Origin of the sequence: Streptomyces sp. NPDC059866 (assembly GCF_042731325.1) — a bacterium.
Lineage (GTDB): Bacteria > Actinomycetota > Actinomycetes > Streptomycetales > Streptomycetaceae > Streptomyces > Streptomyces flavusporus.
On record NZ_JBHWJT010000046.1, the window covers coordinates 21039 to 40124 of the forward strand.

15 protein-coding genes are annotated in these 19086 nt (G+C 69.3%); 2 read left to right on the forward strand and 13 right to left on the reverse strand.

Annotation, left to right across the window (positions count from 1 at the left end; translation table 11 throughout):
• The first annotated feature begins 29 nt into the window (after window positions 1-29).
• Window positions 30-722, forward strand: coding sequence for a TetR/AcrR family transcriptional regulator (locus ACFV7R_RS40895; RefSeq protein WP_385273925.1), 693 nt, complete (start codon window positions 30-32; stop codon window positions 720-722).
• Here the strand turns inward: ACFV7R_RS40895 and ACFV7R_RS40900 are convergent.
• The 13 genes from ACFV7R_RS40900 to ACFV7R_RS40960 all read right to left on the reverse strand — a co-directional run bounded on the left by ACFV7R_RS40900 (window position 719) and on the right by ACFV7R_RS40960 (window position 17569).
• Complete coding sequence (locus ACFV7R_RS40900; protein WP_385273928.1) at window positions 719-1087, reverse strand: 5-carboxymethyl-2-hydroxymuconate Delta-isomerase; 369 nt, start codon at window positions 1085-1087, stop codon at window positions 719-721. The genes ACFV7R_RS40895 and ACFV7R_RS40900 overlap by 4 nt on opposite strands.
• A gap of 48 nt (window positions 1088-1135) precedes the next feature.
• Window positions 1136-6538 carry a pullulanase-type alpha-1,6-glucosidase gene (gene pulA / locus ACFV7R_RS40905; RefSeq protein WP_385273931.1) on the reverse strand — a complete coding sequence of 1801 codons (5403 nt, stop codon included), beginning with the start codon at window positions 6536-6538 and terminating at the stop codon, window positions 1136-1138.
• 108 nt (window positions 6539-6646) lie between these two features.
• Window positions 6647-6898, reverse strand: a complete 252-nt coding sequence (locus ACFV7R_RS40910; protein ID WP_385273933.1) for a helix-turn-helix domain-containing protein — start codon at window positions 6896-6898, stop codon at window positions 6647-6649.
• A gap of 51 nt (window positions 6899-6949) precedes the next feature.
• The gene (locus ACFV7R_RS40915) at window positions 6950-7591 is read right to left on the reverse strand and encodes an HAD family hydrolase (protein WP_385273936.1); all 642 of its coding nucleotides are present in this window, start codon (window positions 7589-7591) and stop codon (window positions 6950-6952) included.
• 49 nt (window positions 7592-7640) lie between these two features.
• Window positions 7641-8213 (reverse strand): GNAT family N-acetyltransferase, encoded by a 573-nt coding sequence (locus ACFV7R_RS40920; RefSeq protein WP_385273939.1) that lies wholly within the window; start codon window positions 8211-8213, stop codon window positions 7641-7643.
• Between the two features lie 50 nt (window positions 8214-8263).
• Window positions 8264-9427, reverse strand: coding sequence for an oxygenase MpaB family protein (locus ACFV7R_RS40925; protein WP_385273942.1), 1164 nt, complete (start codon window positions 9425-9427; stop codon window positions 8264-8266).
• 17 nt (window positions 9428-9444) lie between these two features.
• Complete coding sequence (locus ACFV7R_RS40930; RefSeq protein ID WP_385273945.1) at window positions 9445-10500, reverse strand: polyprenyl synthetase family protein; 1056 nt, start codon at window positions 10498-10500, stop codon at window positions 9445-9447.
• Window positions 10490-10789: a polyprenyl synthetase gene (locus ACFV7R_RS40935; protein ID WP_385273948.1), complete on the reverse strand. Its 300-nt coding sequence runs from the start codon at window positions 10787-10789 to the stop codon at window positions 10490-10492. Before ACFV7R_RS40935 ends, ACFV7R_RS40930 begins: the two co-directional genes overlap by 11 nt.
• A gap of 130 nt (window positions 10790-10919) precedes the next feature.
• Window positions 10920-12299, reverse strand: a complete 1380-nt coding sequence (locus ACFV7R_RS40940; protein WP_385273951.1) for an alpha-amylase family protein — start codon at window positions 12297-12299, stop codon at window positions 10920-10922.
• A 159-nt stretch (window positions 12300-12458) separates the two neighbouring features.
• Window positions 12459-14123 carry a glycoside hydrolase family 13 protein gene (locus ACFV7R_RS40945; RefSeq protein ID WP_385273954.1) on the reverse strand — a complete coding sequence of 555 codons (1665 nt, stop codon included), beginning with the start codon at window positions 14121-14123 and terminating at the stop codon, window positions 12459-12461.
• A 141-nt stretch (window positions 14124-14264) separates the two neighbouring features.
• Entirely contained in the window at window positions 14265-15173 is a 909-nt protein-coding gene (locus tag ACFV7R_RS40950; RefSeq protein WP_385273957.1) for a sugar ABC transporter permease, read from the reverse strand.
• Between the two features lie 13 nt (window positions 15174-15186).
• A complete protein-coding gene (locus ACFV7R_RS40955; RefSeq protein ID WP_385273960.1) occupies window positions 15187-16191 on the reverse strand; it encodes a carbohydrate ABC transporter permease in 1005 nt (334 codons plus the stop codon).
• 109 nt (window positions 16192-16300) lie between these two features.
• The gene (locus ACFV7R_RS40960; protein WP_385273963.1) at window positions 16301-17569 is read right to left on the reverse strand and encodes an extracellular solute-binding protein; all 1269 of its coding nucleotides are present in this window, start codon (window positions 17567-17569) and stop codon (window positions 16301-16303) included.
• Window positions 17570-17950: 381 nt separating this feature from the next.
• On the opposite strand from ACFV7R_RS40960, the gene ACFV7R_RS40965 reads away from it, so the two are divergent.
• Window positions 17951-18985 carry a LacI family DNA-binding transcriptional regulator gene (locus tag ACFV7R_RS40965; protein ID WP_129800745.1) on the forward strand — a complete coding sequence of 345 codons (1035 nt, stop codon included), beginning with the start codon at window positions 17951-17953 and terminating at the stop codon, window positions 18983-18985.
• The last annotated feature ends 101 nt before the right edge of the window (window positions 18986-19086 follow it).

Genomic DNA, 19086 nt, shown 5'->3' on the forward strand with positions numbered 1-19086 from the left:
AGGCTGGATCCGATCGGTAAGGTGTTCGTATGTCTACCGGGGTTCGCCGCAGGATGGGTGTCGAGGAGCGGCGGCAGCAGCTGATCGGCGTCGCCCTCGAACTGTTCAGCCGCCGCTCTCCGGATGAGGTCTCCATCGACGAGATAGCGTCGGCCGCGGGCATCTCACGCCCGCTGGTCTACCACTACTTCCCCGGCAAACTCAGCCTGTACGAGGCCGCGTTGAGGCGTGCGGCGGACGATCTGGCGGGCCGGTTCGTGGAGCCGCACGAGGGTCCGCGGGGGGCGCGGCTGCTGCGCGTGATGCGCCGGTTCTTCGACTTCGTCGACCAGCACGGCCCCGGTTTCTCGGCGTTGATGCGCGGCGGCCCGGCGGTTGGCTCCTCGACGACGAACGCGCTCATCGATGCCGTACGGCAGGCCGCGTATGACCAGATCGTTGCGCATCTCGGCGTCGAGGAGCCGGCGCCCGCGCGGCTGGAACTGGTCGTCCGCTCCTGGATCTCGCTCGCCGAGTCGACGGCGCTGATCTGGCTGGACGGCCGGCGCGTCCCGCGCGCCGAGCTGGAGGTGCAGCTCGTGCACGACTTCGCCGCACTGGCCGCCGTCGGCGCCGCCCACGACGAGGAGCTGGCGACGCTGGTGCGCCGCGCCCTCAAGGACGAGCCGGGCGACGGTCCGTTCGGCGACCTGGTGGCCCGGCTGGTCTTGCTGGCGTCCTAGGGCCTGTCCTGGAGGCCGAACTTCCGGTACGACGGGTCGAGGTCGCGTACCTCGGCGGACGCGTGCAGTGCGAGGCCGTCGGCGGGCTTGATGTGCCGGCGCAGCAGGTCGAGTACGGCCTCGGTGAGCCGGACCTTGGTCTCGTCCGTGCGGCCGGCCAGCAGCCCCAGCGTCACATGGACGACCGCGTGCCCCTGGGTGTCCTCCCCGACCGTGGTGTCCTCGGTCCGCCGGAACTGCGTCTTGCACGCCGGCGGCTTCGCGGCCGCGATCTCGACCACCGTGGTGTGCAGGGCCCGCGCGAAGGCGGGCCGGTCGAAGTCGTCCGCGAGCTGCGCGGAGTAGTCGACGGTGATCTGCGGCATGGGTGCTCCTGTTCTACGTCGGACAGGAGCACCCTAACCGCAGCGTCGTCAGCCCGCCTGAGAGAAGACGGCGACCGTGCGGGCCGGGACCGTGAAGGTGCCCGATCCCGCCGTGTGGGTCGCGTCCTTCACGACCGGGTCCTCGCCCGTCGCCTGTACCGGGTGCAGCCGGTAGTTCACCCCTTCCGTCGCCTCGATGCGCTGCTCCTGCCGCTCCGGGGTGGCGTTGAACACGACGACCAGGTCACCGAGCCGCATGGTGATCACGCCCGGCGTCTCGTCCTTGCCGGACAGCGGGAAGGAGAGCCGTGACTGGACCTGATCGGCGGTGTCGAGGGAGAAGGCACTCTCCGTCGTACGGATCCTCAGCAGGTCCCGGTACGCCGCCGAAGCACCCTCGATCTGCGTGCAGCCGACGCCGACCGTGTTCAACAGGGGTTTGGCGTAGGGCCACTTGGGCTCGTTGTCGGCCGCCATCGGCAGTCCGCGGCCGAAGCCGTTGCCGTCGGCGCAGTTCCAGTGGATGGCGTTGAACCAGTCGCCGCTGTCGTAGGAGTTGCGGTCCAGGGACTTGGAGCGCAGCAGGTCGGTGCCGGCCTGGGAGAGGGACGGCCCCTGCGAGAGGGTGGCCGTGGCCATCGCCAGGACCTGCATCCGGGCCCGGTCGTCCGCACTCGCCGATGCCGGGAGCTTGTAGGCCAGGGCGTCGAACAGGGTCTCGTTGTCGTGGGCGTCGGCGTAGGCGAGGGCGTCACCGGGGGCGGCCGCGTAGCCGGCCGGGGCGCCGTTGTAGTCGACCTCGGAGCCCTTGACCTCCTTGCCGCTGGTGTCGGTGAAGGTGAAGTCGGCGAGGTTGCCGGACAGGCCCACCTTGATCAGGTCCTGGTAGTGCAGCAGGCGGGCCTTCTGTTCGGCCGGACTGCCGTTGCTCGTCGAGGAGTTGGGCTCGTTGTACAGCCCGGACGCGAAGCCCTGGACGCCGGGGTCCTCGTCGAACGGGCCGCCACCGCGGACGGCGTCACGGGCGCGGTCGGAGAAGGTCGCGACACCGGTTCCCGCCATGTTGTTCTGCGTGGCCTGCTCGAAGCGGGCGTCGTCGGCGATCTCGCCGAAGTTCCAGCCCTCGCCGTAGAGGATGATCTTCTTGCCGTCGACGCCGTCCTTCTCCGGGGTCAGCGCGTCGAGGGCCTTGCGTACGGCGACGATGTTGGCCTTCGGGTGGTGGCCCATGAGGTCGAAGCGGAAGCCGTCGACCTTGTACTCCTTGGCCCAGGTGACCACCGAGTCGACGACCAGCTTGCCCATCATGGCGTTCTCGGTGGCGGTGTTGGCGCAGCAGGTGCTGGTGGCGACCGTGCCGTCCGCGAGAAGCCGGTGGTAGTAGCCGGGCACGATCCGGTCCAGGACGGACGTCCGCTCCTGCCCGCTGGCCGCCGTGTGGTTGTAGACGACGTCCATGACGACCCGCAGGCCGTCCTCGTTCAGCGCCTTGACCATCTTGCGGAACTCGACCGTACGGGCCGTACCGTCCGGGTCGGTGGCGTACGAGCCCTCGGGGACCGTGTAGTGGTACGGGTCGTAGCCCCAGTTGTAGGCGTCCTTCGCGGCGATCTTCGCCACACACTCCTGCTGCTTGTCGGAGTCGGCCGGGAGGGAGGCGAGGTCGCAGTCGACGGTCGCCTGCTCGGACTTCTTCTCCGGGATGGTGGCGATGTCGAAGGCGGGCAGGAGATGGACGTACGACGTGCCCGCCTCGGCCAGCTCACGCAGGTGCCGGGAACCGTCGCTCGCCCTGTCGGTGAAGGCAAGGTAGGTGCCCGGGTCCTTGGCCGTCCTGTCCTCGACCGAGAAGTCCCGGACGTGCAGCTCCTGGATCTGGGCGTCCTTCAGCGGTACGGCCCTGGGCTTGGCGTACGAGGACCAGCCGCTCGGCGCCAGGGACCTGTCGTCGAGGTCGACGACCAGGCTGCGCTCGGAGTTCGCGGTGAGGGCGACCGAGTAGGGGTCGGTGACCTTGTTGGTGACGACCTTGCGGACGCTGGGCGCCCAGACCTCGACGACGTACCGATACGGCTTGTTCTTCCAGGACTTGGGGCCGGTGACGGACCAGACGCCGGTGGTGTCGTTCCGCTTCATGGCGACGGTGGAGTCACCGATCTCGAGCTTGACCGACTGTGCCGTGGGCGCCCAGACGGCCAGCGTCGGGCGGCCCTTGTGGAACGTCGGCCCGAGCTCGGTCTTCGTCGCGTCGTACAGATCGTCGAGTACGCCGGCGATCTGCACGCCCGTCGCCGCGAGTACGGCACCGTTCGCGGCGTGCTGGGCGGCCACGACCTGGCCGCGCAGGGCCTCGCGGACCCGGTCGCGGTCACGGGGGTCGACGGACCAGGCGGTGTGGTCCTTCAGGTGCGGGAACTTCGCCTTCTGGGCGTCGGTGAGGGTGGTCTTCGACAGGCGGAGCCACCGCGCCTCGCCGGTCAGGGTGCCGTCCTCGACGGCGATCGAGCCGTCCCGGCTGTACAGCAGCTGGGTGGAGGCGGCGGCGCCGGAGCCGTTCCAGGCGACCGTGTTCCGGTCGATCCAGACCGCCTTGGAGGTGGTCAGGTCGAGGGCGGCGGCTCTGCCCGCCGGCTGCGGCAGCAGGTACTTCTCCTGGCCGTTCAAGAGCCACACCTCATGGCCGTTCGCCTTGAGGTCGAGCGCCTGGTCGGCGGAGAGGTCCTTCTCGTCGCCCTTGTGGATGATGTAGCTGAGGCTGGTGGCACCCTCGGTGAGCGGTACCTCGAAGACCGCACCATAGGAGTCAGTCTTCACCGGCATCAAGGGCTTCGACCACTCGGTGGGGTCGGCGGCGCCGCTCCAGACGTGCATGCCCCAGCCGTCGTAGTTCCCGTCGGCGCGGTGGTAGTGGAGGACGGCCTTGGTCGTGTCCTGCGCCGGGTACTCCGGGCGTTCCGTCCGTACGGCCTCCTTGCCCTGCTCGATCCAGACCTCGCCGGTCTTGGTCACATCGATCGAGCGGTCGGCGGAGACGTCCTTGTTGCCGTCCTTGTCGATGACCAGGAAGCCGACGTTCGAGGCGCCGGGCTTCAGCTTGACGTAGGCGAAGGCACCGTAGGCGTCGCGGCCGGTGAAGGGGTGGCTGTCCGGCCAGGTGGTGGACTCGCCGTCGGCGAGATCGCCCCAGGCGTACAGGCCCCAGTCGGCGTAGTTCCCGTCGGGGCGGTTGTAGTGGACGATCGCGTAGTCGCGGGAGGAGGCGGTGGGGGGTGCCTCGGTGGGCGGGGTGCCGGTGGTGCTGGTGGCTGTGGCGCTCGAGGTGCGGCCGGTGGAGTCGATGACGACGGCCTTGTAGCGCAGGGCGGTGCCCGGGGTCACGTCCTTGCCGATGGCGTGGGTGACCTTGTAGGGGGCGTGGTCGGCGGAGCCGAGGGTGCGCCACTTGCCGGAGCCGGTCTGGGCGGCGAAGACGACGCGGTTGAGCCGGCCGCCCTCGACGTCTGCCGTGAGTTCCACGGTGCCGGTGGCACCGGCGTCCGGTGCCCGGAGGGTGATGGCCGGCTCGGCGGCGGGCTTGGCGGGCGGGCCCGCGGCCTTGAGGACGACCGCCGAACCGCCCGGGACGGTGAGCGTGACCTTCTTGTCGTCGGCCGCGGAGGTCACGGACGCGTCGGTGCCGTAGATGCCCCGGTACGTCATGCCGGCCGAACCCGTCGGGAAGGTGGCTGTCTTCGCGTCGTCGGCGTTGTTGAAGGCGACGAGGTACTCGGTGCCGATCGCGGCGTCCGTACGGGAGAACGCGTAGATCCCGGCGCCGTCGGCGGCGTACCGCTCGGCCTGGATGCCATCGGCGAGGGCGGGATGCTGCTTGCGGAGTTTCGCTAGAGCACTGATCTGCTTGTAGAGCGGTGATCCCGCGTCGTAGGCGTCGCTCGCGTGGGTGCGGTCGGTGCCGAGCTGGTCGTCGTCCAGATAGTCGGCCGTGCGGGACGCGAACATCGTCTGGCGGGCGTCCTTGTCACCGCCCGAACCGGTGAAGCCCTGCTCGTCGCCGTAGTAGATCACCGGGTTGCCCCGGCTGAGGAACATCAGCTCGTTGGCGAGCCGCGCCTTCTTCAGCAGCTCGGCGTCGCTCGCGCCCGCGTTGTCCTGCTTGAGGAAGGCGCCGATGCGGCCCATGTCGTGGTTGCCGAGGAAGGTGACCTGCTCGTACGCGTTGGCCTTGTCGGTCGTGTACTTGTAGTCGTCCGCGAAGACCGAGGCCAGCTTCCGGGCGCTGCCGTCCTGGGAGGCGTAGGCGCGGGCCGCGTCCTGGAAGGGGAAGTCGAGCGTGGAGTCGAGGCGCCCCTGGGTGACGTACGGGGAGGTCACGGCGGTGTCGGCCGAGTACACCTCGCCGAACATGAAGAAGTCGTCCCGCCCCTGCCGGGCGGCGTAGGCATCCAGTGCCGTCGCCCACTGGGTCCAGAACTCCATGTTGACGTGCTTCACGGTGTCGATGCGGAAGCCGTCGATGTCGAAGTCCCTGACCCACCGCTGGTAGATCTTCTCCATGCCCTCGACGACCTCGGGACGCTCCGTCCACAGGTCGTCGAGACCGGAGAAGTCGCCGTACGTGGTCGACTCGCCGGCCCAGGTGGAGTCACCGCGGTTGTGGTACATCGTCGGGTCGTTGAGCCAGGACGGGACCTTGACGTCCTTCTTGGCGTCGGCGACGACGGGCGTGCGCGGGAAGGAGTCGGCGTCGGTCTTCGGGAAGTCGCGCCGGCCGTCGGCGTAGTCGGCGTCGTCGAAGGGCTCGCCGTCCTTCGTCAGGTACGGGAAGGCACCCTTGGACAGGTAGTCGTAGGACTTCTCCTCGTAGTCGACGACGTCGGCGGTGTGGTTGGTGATGACGTCGAAGAAGACCTTCATGCCCTTGGCGTGCGCCTTGGAAATGAGGGTCTCGAGGTCCTTGTTGGTGCCGAAGTGCGGGTCGACCTGGGTGAAGTCGGTGATCCAGTAGCCGTGGTAGCCGGCGGAGGCGTTGCTCCCCGTCCCCTGCACGGGCTGGTTCTTGAAGATGGGCGCCATCCAGATGGCGGTGGTGCCGAGGCCCTTGATGTAGTCGAGCTTCTTTGTCAGGCCCTTGAGGTCGCCGCCCTGGTAGAAGCCCTTGTCGGTGGGGTCGTAGCCGGTGGTGAGGCGTGAACCGGTAAGCCCGCCACGGTCGTTGCCACTGTCCCCATTGGCGAATCGGTCCGGCAGGACGAAGTAGAACTGCTCGCGGGTGAGGTCGTGCCGGGCGGGCTCGGCGGCGAGCTTCGCGTCGGACGGAGGCGGGGGCGGGGTGTCGGCCCGGGCGGCGAGGGGCTGGACGAGCGCTGCGGCGAGCGCGGCCACGGTGACGGCCGCGACCCGTCTGGCATGGGCGATACGGCGCGTGCGGGGCGCCGGCCATCTCGGTATCACAGGCGTGAACTCCTTGCGATTACGGCTCGATTGCGGGTTCCGACCCCTGCGCCGCGGCACGGCATCGTCGCCGGGCGCCGGCGTGACCGTATCGCTGGCGAAAGCTTTTCAGCAAGAGTCTTGAAACCGACGGCAAGGAATTTCAGCACAGGGTGCGGTGGAGCCGGCTCCAGTGCCCGCGGAGCCGTCGGCCACGGTGAACGCGGGTGGTGGCCGCGCCGCGGTCGGTGCGCAGGCGGGTGGGGTCGACACCGAGGGCGTCCGCGATGGCTTCGAGAGTGTGTCGGTGACGCCGCGCTCGATCTTGCGGATCGTACCGGGCGCGACGCAGGCCGCGTCAGCGAGCTGCTTCTGCGTCATCTCGCGAACAACCCCACCAACTTCCCTACCAGTGGGGCTGCTTCGTGTCGATCAGCCGCCGGCAATGGCGGCGAGCTCGGTCAGGCTGTCGATCCGCCAGTCCGCCGCCGCCACAACATCGGGGTCGTCCGCCCACAGGTGCCCCCACGGGCCACGGCGGATATGCGCAGCACGCAACCCCGTCGCCTTCGCCGGGAACACGTCGTTGACCGGGTGGTCGCCGACATAGAGGACCGCCGTCGGAGCGGCCTGCGCCACTTCCAGAACTCGCCCGAAGAACTGCGGCTGCGGCTTCGCCACACCCCACTCCCCCGAGGTCACAATGAGATCGGCCTGGAGATCCAGGCCGCGCAGCAGCTCACCAGCGCGGGATGTCTGATTGCCCGCGATGATGACGCGCACACCGGCCTCGCGGAGCGCGGACAGGGCCGGGCGGACGTCGTCGTAGAGGTCGCTCTCGTCGAGCTGCTCGCCACAGCCGGCGGCTTCGCGGGCATGGTACTCGGCGGCAACGTCGATTCCCGGACGCACGAGCCGGAGAGCATCGGCGTTGTCCCGGCCCTGCGCTACAACGGCACCGACGAGCGCGGAGAGGGTGTGACGGGGTACGTCCAGCCAGTCGGCCCACGAAGCCCAGTAGCGGTCGTCCCTTGTGATCGTCTCGCCGACGTCCAGCACGATGGTCTCAATCACCCTGGGAGCCTACGGCGCGGCGGCAGTTGCTCCGCGTCTGCACCTGACGTCAGCGCAGCTCGAGCCGCATCAGAATCCGGGGATGACCGGCCAGCACCGAGGTCGTGTCGGCCGCGTGGACGAACCCGGCGCGTTCGAAGTTCTTCCGGAGCCCGGCGTACGCCATCGTCAGGTCGACCCTGGCGTCACCGTTGTCGAGGGGGTACGCCTCGATGGCCGGGGCACCGTGACCACGGGCGAATTCCACCGCACCGGCGATGAGGGCGTGTGTGATGCCCTGCTTCCGGTGGCCGGGGCGTACGCGGATGCACCACAGCGACCAGACCGGCAGGTCGTCGACGTGCGGGATCTTGCGGTTGCGCGCGAAGGACGTGTCCGAGCGGGGCGCCACGGCCGCCCAGCCGACCGGCTCGTCGCCGTCGTAGGCGAGCACCCCCGGAGGGGGGTCCTTACGGCACAGCTCAGCCACGTACTCACCGCGGGCCGGCCCGCGCAGCTCCTTGTTGAGCTTGGAAGGGATCCGGTAGCTCAGGCACCAGCAGACGTTGGCTCCGGGCGACTTGGGGCCGAGCACGGCACGGACGTCCTCGAAGACCGAGGCCGGGCGAACTTCGATGGCCATGGCACCACGATGTCACGGCACACCGCCGGTCACGCCGTTTCCCCGTGGTTTCAGGAGGAGACCGTGGCGGCAGGTGGCGTCCATCGGCGGGTGCGCGACACCGTACCGGCGACGCCGTACTCCTTCTTCAGCTGTTCGGGGACGGCGTAGTGCATGACGCGTCCGCGGGTGAGGGAGGACAGCTCGAAGATCGTGGTCAGATGGCCGAGGCGGTCCAGGGCCCAGGCGCCGAGGGGCGAGCGGTCCTCGATGGTTTCGAGGACGCCGAGCAGATGGGGCACGGCCCGGACGACGGTGTCCCACGGGGTGCGCGGCACCTGGAGCCAGTCGGCGCAGGTGTCGCCGACGAGGTGGCGGATGAGCGCGGAGACGATCGGGTCGAAGAAGGTGCCGGGCACGACCTCCTCGTAGAGGTCGATCAGCTGCCGGGTCAGGTGCGCGCCCTCCTCGGACGGGCCCATGTGCCGGATCATGTACAGGTCGAGGAACTGGCGGGCCTCGTCGAGGGACTGGGGTACGGCGTCCTGGTCGACGCCGAGCATCGCGCCGACCACGCGCCAGGCGTAGTAGTAGGCCTCCGCGCCCTCGGTCGACATATGGATGCCGAGGCGGTGCAGGCTGTCCAGCACGAGCAGGGAGAAGAACATCTGCCCGCCGATCATGTCCTCCTGGCAGATCGGCACACCCAGCGCCTCGGTGTCCCACCGGTTCTCGCGCTTCAGGTGGTGGCGGACGGCGGCGTGCAGGAGGCGGACCTTCTGGGCGGCGGGGATGAACCGGCTGCCGGCCTCGAAGGCGCCGGGCTGCATCAGGTAGACGGTGAACTGGCCGGTCTCCGCCATCCGTTTGGAGGGGTACTTCAGCCCGTGCGTGGCCGACAGCAGCCTCGCCACGTGCGGGACGACGTAGCAGGCGGGCATGGCGGCGAAGGACAGGGCGGTGGAGATGTGCACGTTGTTGTCGATGAAGAACAGCCGGGCCTTCTCCATCTCGCCCCAGTCGACCCAGGTGGGCGGGACACTCGTGGCCCGAAGGTACTCCCGGGCGACATCGGGCAGCCCGTCCGGCAGCGGGGCGCCCACGGTGGAGACGTACCGCATCAGCGTGTTGAACTTGCCCACCTCCCCGCGCTCGAAGAGCGTGGCGACGGTGGCGTCGGCGAGTTCGTCACCGGCCCGCCGCAGGGCGTCCATCGATGCCTCGGTGCAGATCATGACAGGGTTCCTTGTCTTCAGGACGGGCGGACCGCCGCCGAGTGCGCCAGCGCGGTCAGGGCAGCGGCGGCGTGCGCGGGTACGTCCAGCTCGTGGAGAGCGCCGAGGGCCTCCTCGACCCGAGCGGTGATCATGTCCTCGACGCGGTCGGGTGTCCGCAGCCGGCGCATCACCTCGCGCACCGCGTGCAGCCCCTCCTCGTCGAGGTCGGGTCGGCCCAGCAGGGCCTGCAGCCGCTCCCGGTCGTCCGCACCGGCGACGCGCCAGGTCTCCGCCAGCAGGGCCGTGGGCCGCTCGCCGCGTACGTCGTCGGCGTTGGCCTTGCCGGTCCGTTCCGGGTCGCCGAACAGGCCGAGCAGGTCGTCCCGCAGCTGGAACGCCTCACCCAGCGGCAGCCCGTAGCCGGAGTAGCCCTCGCGCAGCCGCTCGCCCGCCCCGGCCAGCGCGCCGCCGATCAGCAGGGGCTGCTCGACGGTGTACTTGGCGGTCTTGTACCGGATCACCTTCAGCGACGCCGCGGTGTCCGGCTCGGCGCCGGTCCGCAGGATCTCCAGGCACTCGCCCGCGATCAGCTCCCGGGCCAGCACCGGCCACAACGGGCGGGCCCGGGCGAGGTACGCGGCGGGCAGACCGCTGGTGGTGAACAGCTGCCCGGCCAGCCCCATCAGCAGATCCCCCACCAGCATCGCCAGCGACCTGGCGGCGGCAACGGCACGCGGGCGACGGCGTACGGCACCGCGCAGGGCGATGTGTGCGGTGGGCCGGCCGTGCCGCAGCGCACTGTCGTCGATGAGGTCGTCGTGCACGACCGCGGCGGCGTGCACCAGCTCCATGGCGGCCGCCGCCCGCACCAGCGCGTCGCTGTCCGGCTGTCCCGCCGCGCGCCAGCCCCAGTAGCAGAACGCCGCCCGCAGCCGCTTGCCGTCCGCGACCGCCGCCTCCAGCTGGTCGGCGACCGGACCCAGCACCGGATCGATCGCCGCGAACCGCTCGGCCTCCTGGGCGACGAACAGCCGCAGTACGTCGTCGACGCGGGTCTTGAAGGCGGCCGGCTCCCACCGGTCAGACGTCATCGGCGGCGGCCTGCCGGGACCGGGCGTGCCGGGCGTGCCGGGCGTGCCGGGCGAGGATCTCCAGATGCGCCGGCGGTACGGCCGTGTACCGGTCCAGCGCCAGGCGCCCCCGCGCCATCAGATCGTGCTCGGCATCCGCCGCCAGCTCGGCGGCGTCCGAGCGGCGCAGCAGCCCCCGCACCGTCCCGAGGGCCGTGCCCAGCGTGCTCACCGCCAGATCGGCCAGCCCGGCGGCCAGCAGGACCGCCCGCTGATCCAGGCCCCCGTCTCGTCCCGCTTCCTGCACCATGCCTCTCCCCACGCAGCAGGTACGGGCGGCGCCGGTCACGCGCCGCCCGTACCAGGATCGGAGCACGCCGGTCGCGGGAGAGAGGGAACTCACGACCGAGTGAACAGCCGCTTGCCCGTGCGGATCGTGCTCAGCAGCTCGACTTGCCCGCGTAGATCGCCAGCGCGGTGTTGCTGCCGAGCGTCGCCGTCAGCTGGCCGGAGCCGTTCACGGTCACCGTCGTGTTGTTCTGGACGTTGCAGTACGTCCCCGCCGGCAGCGACGTCTGGTACGTCCGGCTCAGCGAGCCCGACTCGTGGTTGATGGCCACGAAGCCCTTGCTGCCCCGGCCGAACGCGATCGCATCGCCGCCGTTGTCCCACCAGTTGGTGACGGCCTCACCGCGCGCGGCGTTGCGGAAGGCGACCATGGACTTGATCTCCGGCCAATTGTGCTGGCACTTCCAACCGTCCTGCCAACAGGCGTTCATCGTGCCGCTGTTGGGCGGGCCGGCGTCGTGGTCGGTGAATTCATAGCCGGAGTTGATGTCGGGGGCGCCGTAGGGCCAGGCCAGCATGAAGACATTTGCCAGCGTGTAGTTGGCGCCGTCCTTGTAGTTCAGGGTGGAGCCGTTGCGCTCGGTGTCGTGGTTGTCGACGAAGACACCGGAAGCGCCGCTGTTCATGTAACCCCAACCCTCGCCGTAATTCTTGAGGTAGGCCAGGTTCTCGTTGTTGAAGACCCGCTTGAGGTCGTACGCGTACCGGAACTCCTGCACGTCCCCGTTGCCGGTGTACTCCGTCGGCTGGACGGCCTCCCCGCTGCCGTAGATGACCTCCTGCTTCCAGTACACCGACGGGTTGCTCAGCCGGGACTTGATGTTCGCCAGGTCGGCCGTGTCCATGTGCTTGGCCGCGTCGATGCGGAAGCCGTCGACGCCGAGGGAGAGCAGGTCGTTCATGTAGCCGGCGATGGCGCCGCGGACGTAGGACTCGTTCGTGTCCAGGTCGGCGAGGCCCACCAGTTCGCAGTGCTGGACGTTCCAGCGGTCCTGGTAGTTGCTGATCTGGCTCGTGCAGTCGTCGAAGTCGGGCGACGAGTACAGGCCGGGGTAGTTGTACTTCGTGTACGACGAGCCGCCGGTGCCGGTGCCGCTGCCCGCCGACATGTGGTTGATGACCGTGTCGACGACGACCTTCACACCGGCCGCGTGGCAGGTGTTCACCATGTTCTGGAAGGCGGTGCGGTCGCCCAGCCGGCCGGCGATCCTGTAGCTCACCGGCTGGTACGAGGTCCACCACTGCGCGCCCTGTATGTGCTCGGCGGGCGGGGAGACCTGCACGTAGCCGTAGCCGGCGGGGCCGAGGGTGTTGGTGCACTCGCGGGCGACCGAGGCGAAGTTCCACTCGAAGAGGACGGCCGTGACGTCCTTGGCGCCGGGCGGGGCGGCCTGTGCGGTGGGTGCGGCGGTTGGGTTCATGACAAGGGCGGCCGCGAGGGCGGCGGCCCCGGAGAGGGTTCTGCGTGCCATGTGGGGGTTCCTTCACCGTTGAAGGTTCTTGCTGAAATCTTTCAGCAACCTTGCAGTGACGGAGATGTTAAAGGCCCGCCGCCCGAAAGGGCAGCGGGCCGTACGAACTTCAATGAAAAATCTTGCGACGGGCCGTCAGGACCGGCCCGGCCGCGGCCGTCAGGCGGTCGTGCACCACACCGTCGTGTCGGCGGGCACCTTCACCTCGCCGTCCGCCTCGGACACCTCACCGCTGGCGAGCAGCAGCCGGCCGTGCGCCGGAGCGGTCACCGACTCGCCGGTGGTGTTCGCGACGCACACGAACTCCCCGCGCCGGAAGGCGAGGACGCCCTCGGGCGCCTTCAGCCACTCGACCGAGTCGCCCGCGCCGAGGTCGGACTGCGCACGGCGCACGGCGAGCGCGGTGCGGTACAGCTCCAGCGTCGAACCCGGCACCCCCTGCTGCGCCTCGACGCTCAGCTCGCCCCACCCGTCCGGCTGGGGCAGCCAGCTGCCGCCGCTGCCGAAGCCGTACGACGATCCCGTGCGCGTCCAGGGGATCGGCACCCGGCAGCCGTCGCGGAAGCCGTCCTGGCCCGCGCCGCGGAAGTACGCGGGGTCCTGGCGCACCTCGTCGGGCAGGTCGACGACGTCCGGCAGGCCGAGTTCCTCGCCCTGGTAGATGTACGCCGAGCCGGGCAGCGCCAGCATCAGCAGGGTGGCGGCCCGGGCCCGCTTCAGGCCCAGTTCGCGGTCACCGGCCGTACGGATCTGGGTGCCGAGACCGGGCGGGTTGGCGAAGCGGGTGGCGTGCCGGGTGACGTCGTGGTTGGACAGCACCCAGGTGGCGGGGGCGCCGACGGGGCGCATCGCCTCCAGGGTGCGGTCGACGACGGTGCGCAGTTCTTTGGCGTCCCAGTCGGTGCTCAGGTACTGGAAGTTGAAGGCCTGGTGCAGTTCGTCGGGGCGGACGTAGTGGGCGGTGCGCTCGACGGTGGGGGTCCAGGCCTCGGCGACGAAGATCCGCTCGCCCGCGTACTCGTCGAGGATCGTGCGCCACTGGCGGTAGATGGCGTGCACGCCGTCCTGGTCGAAGAACGGCATGACATCGTTGCCCAGCAGCTTCACCTGGTCGTGGGAGCCCAGGTCCGGCAGGCCCTCGGCCTTGACCAGGCCGTGGGCGACGTCGATGCGGAAGCCGTCCACGCCCATGTCGAGCCAGAACCGCAGGATGGAGCGGAACTCGTCGCCGACCGCCGGGTGCTCCCAGTTGAAGTCGGGCTGCTCCGGTGCGAAGAGGTGCAGGTACCACTCGCCGTCCGGGACGCGGGTCCACGCCGGGCCGCCGAAGATGGACTCCCAGTCGTTGGGCGGGAGTTCGCCGTTCTTGCCCTTGCCGGGGCGGAAGTGGTAGCGGTCGCGCAGCGGGGAGCCGGGGCCTTCCTCCAGCGCCCGCTTGAACCATTCGTGCTGGTCGGAGGAGTGGTTCGGGACGAGGTCGACGATGATCCGCAGGCCCAGCTCATGGGCGTCGCGGATCAGCGAGTCCGCGTCGAGCAGCGAGCCGAACATGGGGTCGACGGCCCGGTAGTCGGCGACGTCGTAGCCGGCGTCGGCCTGCGGTGAGGCGTAGAAGGGGCTGAGCCACACGGCGTCCACGCCGAGGTCGCGCAGGTACGGGAGTCGGGAGCGTACGCCGTCCAGGTCGCCCATGCCGTCGCCGTTGCTGTCGGCGAAGCTGCGCGGATAGACCTGGTAGATCACCGCGTCGCGCCACCAGTCGCGGCGCTTGGTGACGGTGGCGACAGCGGAGGTTTCGGCCGGGTCGGCGGAGTGCTGGCTCATGGCGTCCTATACGTAAGCGATGGTCGGGTCATCTGGCGTGCGGGGTGGGCGGCGGGTGACGAGGCGGCCGCGGTGCCGGCGGGGTCGGAAGGACACCGCGGCCGCCACCCGCGCGGACAGGGCGCGGGAGTCGGAGCGGGCTCAGCCCTTGGTGCCGCCGGCGGTGAGGCCGGTCACCAGGTTCTTCTGTACGAGGTAGAAGAACGCGGACACCGGTATGGCGATCAGCACCGCGGTCGCGGCCATCAGGTTGCGCTGGGCGTCGTGCTCGCTGACGAAGCTCTGCAGACCGACGGCGAAGGTGTACTTCTCGTCGTCCAGCAGGAACGTCGTGGCGAAGGCGACCTCACCGAAGGCGGTGATGAAGCTGTAGAAGGCGGCCACCGCGAGGCCCGGCCGGGCGAGCGGCAGGATCAGGCGCAGGAAGGTGCCGAAGGGGGACAGTCCGTCGACACGGCCGGCCTCGTCTATCTCGAAGGGGATGGTGTCGAAGTAGCCCTTCATCAGCCAGGCGCAGTACGGCACGGCGGTGGAGCAGTAGACCAGGATCAGGCCGATGTAGGTGTCGATGAGCTGGAGCTCCGACAGGATCTGGTACATCGGCACCATCAGGACGGCCACCGGGAACATCTGGGTGACCAGCAGCACCCACATGAACTTCTTGTACCCGGGGAAGCGCATGCGGGAGACCGCGTAGCCGGTGGTGGCGGCGATGAGGACGCCGATGACCGTGGTGCCGAGGGAGACGACCAGCGAGCTCTTCAGCCAGTCGAAGAAGTTCGTCTCCTGGAGCACGAAGGAGTAGTTGTCGAAGGTCATCTTCGACCAGATGCGCCCGGGGTGGAGGTAGTCGTCCTTGTCCGGGCCGAGGGACAGGAAGACCAGCCAGGCGATCGGGAACAGCGCGATCAGACTCGCGACGGTCAGGATGCCGTGCGAGGCGAGGGTCCCGAGAAGGCTGCGCTCTCCGCGCCGGCGCGTCCCGCCGGGCGCGGCGGGGGCGGGGGCCTGGTCCGCGGTGGCGGACTTCTGAACGGTCGTGGTGCTCATGGGGACTCCTGCCTCAGATCGCGAGCTGCTGCTCATTGCGGTTCAGCCAGCGGCGGTAGAAGGAGGTGAAGACGATCAGGATGGCCAGCAGCAGGATGCCGTAGGCGGCGGACTGAGCGAAGTCACGCGGCTGCTGTCCGAAGCCCAGGTAATACGCCCAGGTGACAAGAATCTGGGCGTCCGGCGCAGTGTTGCCGAAGAGCAGGAAGATCACGGCGAACTGGTTGAAGGTCCAGATCACGCCGAGCAGGACGACGGTGGAGCTGACCGACCTCAGGCCCGGCAGGGTGACGTACCGGAACCGCTGCCAGGCGTTCGCGCCGTCCATCTCGGCGGCCTCGTACAGCGTGGAGTCGATCGACTGGAGCCCGCCGAGCAGCGAGACCATCATGAACGGCACACCGCACCAGGTGTTGACCATGATCGCGGCGAACCGCTGCCAGAAGGTGTCCTCCAGCCACTGCGGCGTCGGCAGGTGCAGGGCCTCCAGGCCGGAGTTGAGGATGCCGCCGTCGGCGAGCATGAAGCGCCAGCCGAAGACGGTGACGAAGGTGGGCACGGCCCAGGGCAGGACCAGGATCAGCCGGTAGAGGGTGCGGCCGCGCAGCTTCTGGTTGAGCAGCAGGGCGAGGCCGAGACCGATGGTGTAGTGCAGACCGACACAGGCGGCCGTCCAGACGATCGTCCAGATGAAGTGCGACCAGAAACGGTCGTAGGCGGTCTCGCCCCACAGGATGTCGGCGTAGTTGTCGAAGCCGATGAACTTGTAGGTGGCCTCGATCTCGTTGACGCCGATCGTGCGGGCCGTGTTGAGGCTGTTGGCGTCGGTGAGGGTGAGATAGAAGCCGTACGCCAGCGGATACAGCACGAGGACGCCCAGCACGAGGACCACGGGGGCGATCATCGCGTAGGCGTACCAGTACTTCTGGTAGCTGCGCCTCAGGCGCTGGACCGGACCGGGCCGGGGCCCGCGGTCACCGAGGCGCTTTCCGGTCGCTCGATCGATGGCGACTGTCATGGTTCGACAACCTTTGTGAGGGTCTGCAGATCAGGGGGTACGACGCACAGGCCGACGGCCGCCGGATCCTTCCCCCCATGAGTCAGGAGGATCCGACGGCCGGTCGGGGTCACTTGCTGAAGTCCGGAACCAGCTTGGCGATCGAGGTCTCGGCGCTGGAGAGCCCCTCGTCCAGGGACTTCTTGCCGCCGGCGACGGCGAGCAGCTCGTCGTCGAGCGGGCCCCACAGCGAGCCGTACTCGGGCAGTGCCGGGCGCGGCTGGGCGGCGGCCAGGACGCCCTGGTAGCCGGCGATGCCCGGGTCGGCCTTGACCTCGGCGGTGTAGGCGTCGTCACGCGTGGGGAGCGTGTTGTTCTTCAGGGCGATGGTCTCCTGGGCCTTCGCCGAGGTCATGAAGTTCACGAACTTCAGCGCGGCCTGCTGGTGCGCCTCGTCGGAGCCGGCGTAGACGGAGAGGTTGTGGCCGCCGGTGGGGGCGCCCGCCTTGCCGGTGGAGCCGGCCGGGACGGTGGCGATCCCGAGGTTCTCCTTGTCCTTGAACGCGGAGCCCTTGTAGAAGTTGGTGATCTCCCAGGGGCCCTGGATGATCGAGGCGACCTTGCCGTTGACGAACGCGTCCTGGATGTGGGCGTAGGCGTCGGCGGTGGTGTCGGCCTTGTGCAGGCCCTTGCCGTCGAAGAGGTCCAGCCAGGTGCCGTACGCCTTCTTGGCCTCGGGCGAGTTCACGGTGATCTTCTTGGCGTCGGCGTCGACGGTGTCGGTGCCCTCGCCGTAGAGGAAGGACTGGGCGTAGTAGGACTGGGTGGTGCCCCAGTAACCGTCGACGCCGGTCTTGTCCTTGATGGTGGCGGCGGCCTTCTTCAGGTCGTCCCAGGTCTTCGGGGCCTCGACGCCGGCCTTCTCGAAGAGGTCCTTGTTGTAGACCAGCGCGAGGGTGTCCGTGGTGAAGGGGACGCCGTAGGTCTTGCCCTCGTACTGGGCCTGCTCGATCAGGCTGGGCTGGAACTTGCCCTCCTCGGCGAGGGCCTCGGTGCCGTCCAGCGGCAGGAAGAAGCCCTTCTTGGCGAAGGCGGGGGTCCAGCCGACCTCGGAGCGCAGCACGTCCGGGGCACCCTTGGAGCCGGCGGCCGTGTCGAACTTGTTCTGCGCCTGGTCGAAGGGCACGTTGACGTACTTGACCTTGATGTCCTTGTTGGCGGCCTCGAACTCCTTGACCAAGGCCTGGTACGTCGGCGCCTCATTCGTGGCGTTGGAGGTGTCCCACCAGGTGATGGTGACCGGGCCGTCGGCCGAGTCGCCGCTGTCGTCTCCGCCGCAGGCCGTCGCCGCGAGGGCGAGGGACGCCACCAGCGCGGTGGCCGCTATGCCACGCCGCATGAGTTCTCCTTGAGGGTGAAAGCCCGTTGTGCTCAGGGCGCGGTCCCGTCTACCCGCCCTGTCGACTTGCCGACTGCGCCGTTGCCGCCGCCGGGCGACGTGAACGTAACAGCGATGTAAGCGTTGCGAAAGACCTTGCAGAAAAAAAGTGCAAGGCATCACTGAAGTTATCCGCGCGTGACCTGCCGTCGACCGTCGTGAGACCGTTGTTCTGCGGGGTTGAGCGGGCACGGACCGTGTTGTGCAAGACTCTGCAAGCTCTTGCCATCCGTTTCACGAAGGGACGCCATGTCGCAGCAACCCGCAGCGCGCCGGTCGACCGCCCGCACCCGGCGTCCGATTGGTGTGCAAGGCGACATACGGCCGGTACAGTCCAGTGCCGTGACCACACGGCTTGCCGACATCGCTGCTCAGGCGGGGGTGAGCGAAGCGACCGTCAGCCGCGTCCTCAACGGGAAGCCGGGCGTCGCCGCCACCACCCGCCAGTCCGTGCTGGCCGCGCTGGACGTCCTCGGCTACGAGCGTCCGGTACGGCTGCGGCAGCGCAGCGCCGGTCTGGTGGGCCTGATCACCCCGGAGCTGGAGAACCCGATATTCCCTGCCCTGGCGCAGGTCATCGGCCAGGCGCTGACCCGGCAGGGCTACACCCCGGTCCTCGCCACCCAGACCCCCGGCGGCTCGACCGAGGACGAGCTCACGGAGATGCTCGTCGACCGCGGCGTCGCCGGCATCATCTACGTCTCCGGCCTCCATGCGGACACCACCGCCGACATGCAGCGCTACGAGCAGCTGCGCGCCCAGGGCGTGCCGTTCGTACTGGTCGACGGCTTCTCCCCCAAGGTGCAGGCGCCGTTCATCTCGCCCGACGACCGGGCGGCGATGACCCTGGCCGTCACGCATCTGGCGTCGCTGGGCCACACCCGGATCGGCCTGGCGCTCGGCCCGAAGCGTTTCGTTCCGGTGCAGCGGAAGATCGAGGGTTTTGTCCGGGCGATGCAGGACCAGCTGGGCCTCAGCCCGCAGACCGTCGAGACGGACCTCATCCAGCACTCCCTCTACACCCTCGAGGGCGGTCAGGCGGCCGCCACGGCGCTGATCGGCCGGGACTGCACGGCGGTGGTGTGCGCCAGCGACATGATGGCGCTCGGTGCCATACGAGCGGCCCGGCAGCTCGGCCTGGACGTCCCGAAGGACATCTCGGTCGTGGGCTTCGACGACTCCCCCCTGATCGCCTTCACCGACCCGCCCCTGACCACGGTCCGCAAGCCGGTCCCGGCGATGGGTCAGGCGGCGGTGCGCACGCTGCTGGAGGAGATCGGCGGGACGCCGGCGCCGCACAGCGAGTTCGTGTTCATGCCGGAGTTGGTGGTGCGCGGTTCGACCGCTTCGGCCCCTGGGGACCGGAATCGTCCGTAAGGCGGAGAACCGGTCGCTACCGCTAGTGCACGGGTACGAGTCGCCTGCCTCTTCCCGTCGTAGAACGTGCGTCCTGAACCCGACCAGGGGATGATCGGAGC